General features: G+C 67.0%; 2 protein-coding genes and 1 pseudogene. All 3 read left to right on the forward strand.

What is annotated here, in order from left to right:
* The 3 genes and pseudogenes from RTX79_RS08445 (at position 1) to yccS (ending at position 7,725) form a co-directional block, all read left to right on the forward strand.
* Positions 1–3,123 carry an efflux RND transporter permease subunit gene (locus tag RTX79_RS08445; RefSeq protein WP_057509270.1) on the forward strand — a complete coding sequence of 1,041 codons (3,123 nt, stop codon included), beginning with the start codon at positions 1–3 and terminating at the stop codon, positions 3,121–3,123.
* A gap of 234 nt (positions 3,124–3,357) precedes the next feature.
* Positions 3,358–5,397 (forward strand): annotated as a pseudogene (locus RTX79_RS08450) (TonB-dependent siderophore receptor).
* 129 nt (positions 5,398–5,526) lie between these two features.
* Positions 5,527–7,725 carry a YccS family putative transporter gene (gene yccS / locus RTX79_RS08455; protein WP_312683170.1) on the forward strand — a complete coding sequence of 733 codons (2,199 nt, stop codon included), beginning with the start codon at positions 5,527–5,529 and terminating at the stop codon, positions 7,723–7,725.
* Positions 7,726–7,814: the final 89 nt, after the last annotated feature.

Here is a 7,814-nt window from a genome sequence, read left to right on the forward strand (position 1 = left end):
TTGAACATCTCCGGCCCCTTCATCCGCCGCCCCATCGGCACCGCGCTGCTGGCGATCGGCCTGTTCATCATCGGCCTGATCTGCTACCTGAAACTGGGCGTGTCGGCGCTGCCCAACATCCAGATCCCGGTGATCTTCGTGCATGCCAACCAGTCCGGCGCCGATGCGTCGACCATGGCCTCCACGGTCACCGCGCCACTGGAACGCCACCTCGGCCAGCTGCCCGGCATCGACCGCATGCGCTCGTCGAGCTCGGAAGGCAGCTCGCTGGTGTTCATGATCTTCCAGAGCGATGTCGACATCGATTCGGCCGCGCTGGACGTGCAGACGGCGATCAATTCGGCCCAGGCCGACCTGCCGTCCGGGCTGGGGTCGCCGATGTTTTCCAAGGCCAACCCCAACGATGACCCGGTCATCGCAATTGCGCTGACCTCCGAAACGCAGTCCGCCGACGACCTGTACAACGTCGCCGATTCACTGCTCGCCCAGCGCATCCGCCAGATAACCGGGGTGTCGTCGGTGGATATCGCCGGTGCCTCGACGCCGGCGGTGCGGGTGGACGTCAACCTGCGGCTGATGAATGCCCTGGGGCTGACCGCCGATGACCTGCGCAACGCGGTACGCGCGGCCAACGTCACCTCGCCCACCGGCTTCCTCAGCGATGGCAACACCACCACCGCGATCATCGCCAACGATTCGGTGGCACGCGCGGCGGACTTCGCCAACCTGATCATCAAGACCGGCGCCGACGGGCGCATCATCCGCCTGCAGGACATCGCCAACGTCTACGATGGCCAGCAGGACGCCTACCAGGCGGCGTGGTTCAACCACAAACCGGCGGTGGTGATGTACGTGTTCACCCGCGCCGGCGCGAACATCGTGGAGACCGTGGACCGGGTCAAGGAACAGATCCCCACGCTGCGCGATTACCTGCAGCCCGGGACCACGCTGACCCCGTACTTCGACCGCACCCCGACCATCCGCGGCTCGCTGCATGAAGTACAGATCACCCTGCTGATCGCGCTGGCGATGGTGGTGCTGACCATGGCGCTGTTCCTGCGCCGGCTGGCGCCCACGCTGATCGCCGCCGTCACCGTGCCGCTGTCGCTGGCCGGTGCGGCGCTGGTGATGTACGCACTCGGCTTCACGCTGAACAACCTGAGCCTGCTGGCGCTGGTGATCGCGATCGGGTTCGTGGTCGATGATGCGATCGTGGTGATCGAAAACATCATGCGCCACCTGGACGAGGGCATGCCGCGCATGCAGGCGGCTTTCACCGGCGCGCGCGAGATCGGCTTCACCATCGTCTCGATCACCGCCTCGCTGGTCGCGGTGTTCATTCCGCTGCTGTTCGCCAAGGGCATGATGGGCGCGTTCTTCCGCGAGTTCACCGTCACCCTGGTGGCGGCCATCGTGGTGTCGATGATCATCTCGCTGACGCTGACCCCGGCGCTGTGCAGCCGCTTCCTGGACCCGCACGCCGATGCCGGCAAGCCGACCCGGTTCGGCCGTTGGCTGGATGCCGGGCACGACCGCATGCTGCGCGTGTATACCCGCCTGCTGGACTTCTCGCTGCGCCACGCGCTGCTGCTGTCGTTGACCCCGCTGATCCTGATCGGGGTGACCATCTTCCTGTTCGGCGCGGTCAAGAAGGGCGCCTTCCCCCCGCAGGACACCGGCCTGATCTGGGGCCGTGCCAACTCCAGCGCGACGGTCTCCTTCGAAGACATGGTCAACCGCCAGCGCCGCATCACCGACATGCTGATGGCCGATCCGGCGGTGAAGACCGTCGGCGTGCGCCTGGGCAGTGGCCGGCAAGGCTCCAGCGCGCAGTTCAACATCGAACTGAAGTCGCGCAAGGACGGCCGCCGCGAAACCACCGCGCAGGCGTTGTCCCGCCTGAGTGCCAAGGCCGACCGCTACCCCGACCTGCAGCTGCGCCTGCGCGCCATCCAGGACCTGCCGAGCAATGACGGCGGCGGCTCCAGCCAGGGCGCGCAGTACCGCGTGTCACTGCAGGGCAACGACCTGGCCCAGCTGCAGGAGTGGCTGCCCAAGCTGCAGGCGGTGCTGAAGAAGAACCCGAAGCTGGCCGACGTGGGCACCGATGTCGACGATGCCGGACTGCGCCAGAACATCGTCATCGACCGGGCAAAGGCCGCGCGCCTGGGGATCTCGATCGGCGCCATCGACGGTGCACTGTACGGCGCGTTCGGCCAGCGCCAGATCTCCACCATCTATTCGGACATCAACCAGTACAGCGTGGTGGTCAACGCCCTGCCCGAGCAGACCGCCACGCCGGGCGCGCTGGACCAGGTGTACGTGCGTGCGGGCAATGGCGAAATGGTGCCGCTCACCGCGGTGGCCGAGCAGGTCCCCGGCCTGGCGCCTTCGCAGATCACCCACGAAAACCAGTACACCACGATGGAGCTGAGCTACAACCTGGCGCCGGGCACCAGCATGGGCGAGGCCAAGGCGATCATCGACAGCACCGTGGCCGGCATGCGCATGCCCGGGGACATCCGGTTGGCCGAGGGCGGTGGCTTCGGCTTCGATTCGGACCCGATGGAAATGCTGGTGCTGGTGATGGCCGCGATCATGACCGTCTACCTGGTGCTGGGCATGCTGTACGAAAGCCTGATCCACCCGGTGACGATCCTGTCCACGCTGCCTGCTGCGGGCGTGGGCGCGCTGCTGGCGCTGTACGGCACCAACACGGAACTGTCGGTGATCTCGATGATCGCGCTGGTGCTGCTGATCGGCATCGTCAAGAAGAACGCGATCATGATGATCGACTTCGCGGTGGTGGCCCAGCGCGAGCACGGCAAGAGTGCGCTGGAAGCCGCGCGCGAAGCCAGCATCGTGCGCTTCCGCCCGATCATGATGACCAGCATGGTGGCGATCCTTGCCGCGGTGCCGCTGGCGATCGGCATCGGCGAAGGCTCCGAACTGCGCCGCCCGCTCGGCATCGCGATGATCGGCGGCCTGCTGTTTTCGCAGAGCCTGACCCTGCTCAGCACCCCGGCGCTGTACGTGATCTTCTCCTGCCTGGCCCAGCACTGGCGCAGCTGGCGCAGCCGCCGCCGCGAAAAGAAACAGCTCAGACGCGCCGCCCGCGCCTGACCCGACAAAAAGGGGACGGAGGGGATTAAGTCGCTTTCAGCTCGTAAAGGGCCATGAACGACTTAATCCCCTCCGTCCCCTTTTTGCTAAGATGCGCGCCAGCCACGGTCTGACGCCCCCTTTGCGGCGCCCCCGCTGCCGGTTCCCGGCCAGCCTGCCTGATCCAGCCATCGACCCTCTCCCGCCATCTGCTGATCGCGGACGGCGCTGTGCTGTCCGCGGAGGACCCCTTCGATGCCGTTGTCCCGTTTCCCCCGCCGCGCCCTGCTGGCTGCTGCCCTGTCCTGTGCCTGCACCGTGCATGCGCAGTCCGCCACTGATCTGGACGCGGTGAAAGTCACCGCCGAACGCACCCATGCCAGCACCGGCGCGCTCGGTGATCGCAGCCTGCACGATACCCCGTTCGCGATCACCGCCGTCGGCCGGGAGCAGCTCGAGCAGCGCCAGGTGGTATCGCTCGGCGAAGCCTTCCTGCTGGACCCATCGGTCACCACCCAGGTCAGCGCGTATGCCAGTGGCTGGAGCTCGCCGATCCGCAACCGCGGCATCGACCTCAGCTACGACAGCTACCGCGTGAACGGCCTGCAGGTGTCCTCGTGGGGCACCGAGTGGCCGCTGGAAGTGATGGAGCAGGTTGAACTGCTGAAGGGCCCTGGCGGCTTCATGTATGGCTTCGGCCAGCCCGGCGGCATCGTCAACTACGTGACCAAGAAACCGACCGACCTGCCGACGCTGTCCGCCCAGCTCGGTTGGCGCGAGCAGGGCATCGTCAGCGCCGGCGTCGACAGCGGCGGTCGCTTCGGCAACGAACAGATGTTCGGCTACCGCTTCAACGCCTACCAGGAGAAGGGCGAAACCTTCAACGGCGGCGACGTGGATCGAAAGGTCGCTGCGCTCTCGCTGGACGCACGGCTGAGCGATGCGGTGACGTGGACCTTCGACGGGGTCTTCCAGCAACGCGACCTGTCCGGGGAATCGCCGCAGTATTACTTCATCGGCCTGACCTCGCTGCCGCGAGCGTTGGCCGGCGACGTCGACAACGGTGTTCCGGGCACCTACTACGACACCCGCTCCAGCCTGTTGTCGACCGCGCTGGACTGGCAGATCAGCAGCAACTGGAAGGCCAGCTTCAGCTACGGCTTCACCAGCTCCTGGAATGACGTCAACAAGATCTTCGCCTACATCGACGATACCAACGCCGACTATGACGTCAACGTCTACGAGCTTGGCGGCAGGAGCGAATGGAAGCTGGCCCAGGCACTGCTGCAGGGCCGCTTCCAGACCGGCCCGCTGAAACACCAGGTGGTGGCCGGCGCCAGCCACCAGACCGGGCTCGGCTGGGACCGCCCGTATGAGTGGAGCACCATCGGCCGCGGCAACCTCTACCAGCACCCCACGCTGCGCCACGATGCGGTGGGATCGCGCGTGCTCAGCCGCGGCAGCGAGACCGTGCAGAAGGCATTGTTCGCCAGCGACACGGTCGACGTTGGCGGTGGCTGGTCGGTGCTGCTGGGCGCGCGCTACAACGACTTCGAGAACAAGGGCAGCTACCACACCCACCCGGTGACCCCGACCTACGCGGTGATGTTCAAGCCGAACGCCGCCTGGACGCTGTATGCCAGCTACGTGGAGTCGCTGGAAGCCGGAAGCCGCGTCGGCACCGATTACCTCAATGCCGGCGACGTGCTCGACCCGACCATCAGCAAGCAGCTGGAAGTGGGTGCGAAGGTGGAGTCGTAGCGCTGGAGTGGCAACGTGGCCGCGTTCCGGCTGGAGCGCGGCGCCAACATCGATCGCCTCACCGATGCCGGCAGGCTGCTGGTACAGGATGGCATCGCCCTGTACGAGGGCATCGAGGCCAGTGCCGATGTGCGCGTGACCGACGCACTGACCATCGGCGGCGGTGCGACCTGGCTCGACCCGACCTACGACAAGCTGTCGCCGTCCAGCGCCAGCCAGCAGGGCAACCGCACCGTGGGGGCGGCGCGCTGGAGCGGCGTGCTGCATGCCAGCTGGCAGCTGCCGTGGGTCGATGGGCTGGAAGCGTATGCGGCCGGCCGCTACTACGGCGATGTCTGGTACGACGCGGACAACACCTTGAAACTGCCGGACTACACCCTGTTCAACGCAGGCGTCGGCTACCGCATGCAGGCCGCCGGTCACGCCGTCACCTGGCGGGGCAGTGTCGAGAACCTGACCAACCGCAGGTACTGGTCCAACGCAGGCGTCGGCCTGCCGCGCACCTTCGCCGTCAGCGTCCGCCTGGACCTCTGAATGAGACGGGGACGGAGGGGATCACGTCGTAGCCGGCCGACGCAGGGCCGGATACGACTTAATCCCCTCCGTCCCCTTTTTTCACGCCGGTGCCGCAATAATGGGGGCTGATGCTGCTGCCGAGCCCGCATGTCCGCTCCAGAATCCCGTCTCAGCCGCCTGTGGGCGCACGAAAAGGCCAGTTATGGCCTGCGTGTTTTCATCGCCCTGAGTACGGCGATGGCGGTGTGCTGGCACTTCGATGCGCTGCCCGCACTGCCCGGCGTGTTCCTCGGCATCATCGCCAGCGCCATCGCCGAAACCGATGACAATGCATGGGGCCGCACCAAGGCGGTGGTGTTGTCACTGCTGTGCTTCTGCATCGCCGCCGCCGCGGTCGTGTGGCTGTTCCCGCTGCCGTGGGTGTTCATCAGTGCGCTGGCGTTGTCTACCTTCGGGTTGACCCTGCTTGGCGGACTGGGCGAACGCTATGCCTCCATCGCGCAGGCCACGGTGACCCTGGCCATCTACACCATGATCGGGCTGGAACAGCATGGCGCGGATGACTGGCATGCGGCGCTGGATGCGGTCAGCCACCTGCTGGCGGGCGCGACCTGGTACGGGCTGCTGTCGATCCTGTGGACGGCGCTGTTCGCCAACCGCCCGGTGCGCGAACGGGTGGCCCGGCTGTACGTAGAACTGGGCCGCTACCTGCAGCTGAAGGCCACCTTGTTCGAGCCCGTGCGCGAGGCCGACCTGCAGCGCAGGCAGCTGGCGCTGGCCGAACAGAACCGCCGCGTGGTCGAAGCGCTGAACATCGCCAAGACCGCCATCCTGGCCCGCTTCGGGCGTTCCGGACGCCCGGCGGTGAACTCCGGCCTGTACCTGCGCCTGTATTACACCGCGCAGGACTTCCACGAGCGCGCCAGTTCCTCGCACTATCCGTACGGGGCGCTGGTGGATGCGTTCTTCCACAGCGACTTGCTGTACCGCTGCCAGCGCCTGCTCGACCTGCAGGGACAGGCGTGCGCCCGGCTGGGCGAGGCGATCCGCGTGCGCCGCCCGTTCGTGTACGGCGACAGCAACCAGCAGGCCGCGCGCGACCTGGTCGATTCGCTGGCCTTCCTGCGCGCCCAGGAGCGCCCGCAGTGGCGTCGCCTGCTGGCATCGCTGGACCTGCTGGTGCACAACCTGCAGAGCATCGGCCGCCGGCTGCTGGATGCGGAGAATTCGGATGCCACGCTGGACAACGTCGATACCCGCCTGCGTGACAACAACCCGCATACCCTGCGCGAAATGGCCACCCGCCTGCGCCAGCAGCTGACCCCGGGCTCGGTGCTGTTCCGCCACGGTCTGCGCATGGCGATCGCGCTGGTGGTGGGTTTCGCCGCCATCTCGCTGTTCAATTTCCAGAACGGTTCATGGGTGCTGCTGACCATCGTGTTCGTGTGCCGGCCCAACTTCGGCGCCACCCGGCAGCGGCTGGCGCAGCGCATCGCCGGCACGCTGGGCGGCCTGGTGCTGACCTGGGCGTTGCTGCAGCTGTTCCAGGACCTGCACAGCCAGCTGCTGATCGCGCTGCTGTCGGCCCTGCTGTTCTTCTTCACCCGCACCGACCGTTACCTGGTGGCGTCCGGTGCGATCACGGTCATGGCACTGACCTGCTTCAACCTGATCGGCGATGGCTTCGTGCTGATCGTGCCGCGCATGGTCGACACCGTGCTCGGCTGCGCGATCGCCGCCGCGGCCGCCTTCCTGATCCTGCCGGACTGGCAGGGCCGCCAGCTCAACAAGGTCCTGGCACGCGTGCTGGACAGTGCAGCGCGCTACCTGGAGGCGGTGCTGGGCCAGTACCGCAGCGGCATGCGTGATGACCTCGCCTACCGCATCGCCCGGCGTGACATGCACAACGCGGACGCCGCGCTGTCCACGGCGTTGTCCAACATGCTGCGCGAGCCCGGCCATGTGCGCCGCAACCTCGATGCCAGCTTCCGCTTCCTGGCATTGTCCAACACACTGCTCGGCCATCTTTCCGCCTTGGGCGCCCACCGCGACCAGGTCGACAGCTTCGCCCAGGACCCGCTGGCGCTGTCTGCCGGCGAGCACGTGCAGCAATCGTTGAAGCAACTGGCGAGCGCGCTGGCCGAACGCCACCCGATCGCGGAGGGTGACAGCGAGGGTGACCGCGGCATGGCCGAACAGCTGGAGCAGTTCGATGATGCGATGCCACCGAAGCTGCAGTTGATCCGCACGCAGGTGGCACTGGCATTGCGGTTGCTGCCGAAGCTGCGCAGCGCGGCGGGTGAGGCGGTGCAGGGAACGGTGCGGGAACGGACGGCGAACGGGTGAGACCCCCTCGCGGGTGGGCTTTGATGCAGCTGGAGCTGGGTCGGGCGGTGGGGCTGGTCGGGGGACGGCAAGAGCCGCTCCTGCGGGCC

This window comes from Stenotrophomonas chelatiphaga, from assembly GCF_032054965.1.
GTDB lineage: Bacteria > Pseudomonadota > Gammaproteobacteria > Xanthomonadales > Xanthomonadaceae > Stenotrophomonas > Stenotrophomonas chelatiphaga.

Excerpts from the sequence above, each read along its gene's own strand:
- yccS (WP_312683170.1), top strand. The coding sequence starts at position 5,527 with ATGTCCGCTCCAGAATCCCGTCTCAGCCGCCTGTGGGCGCACGAAAAG.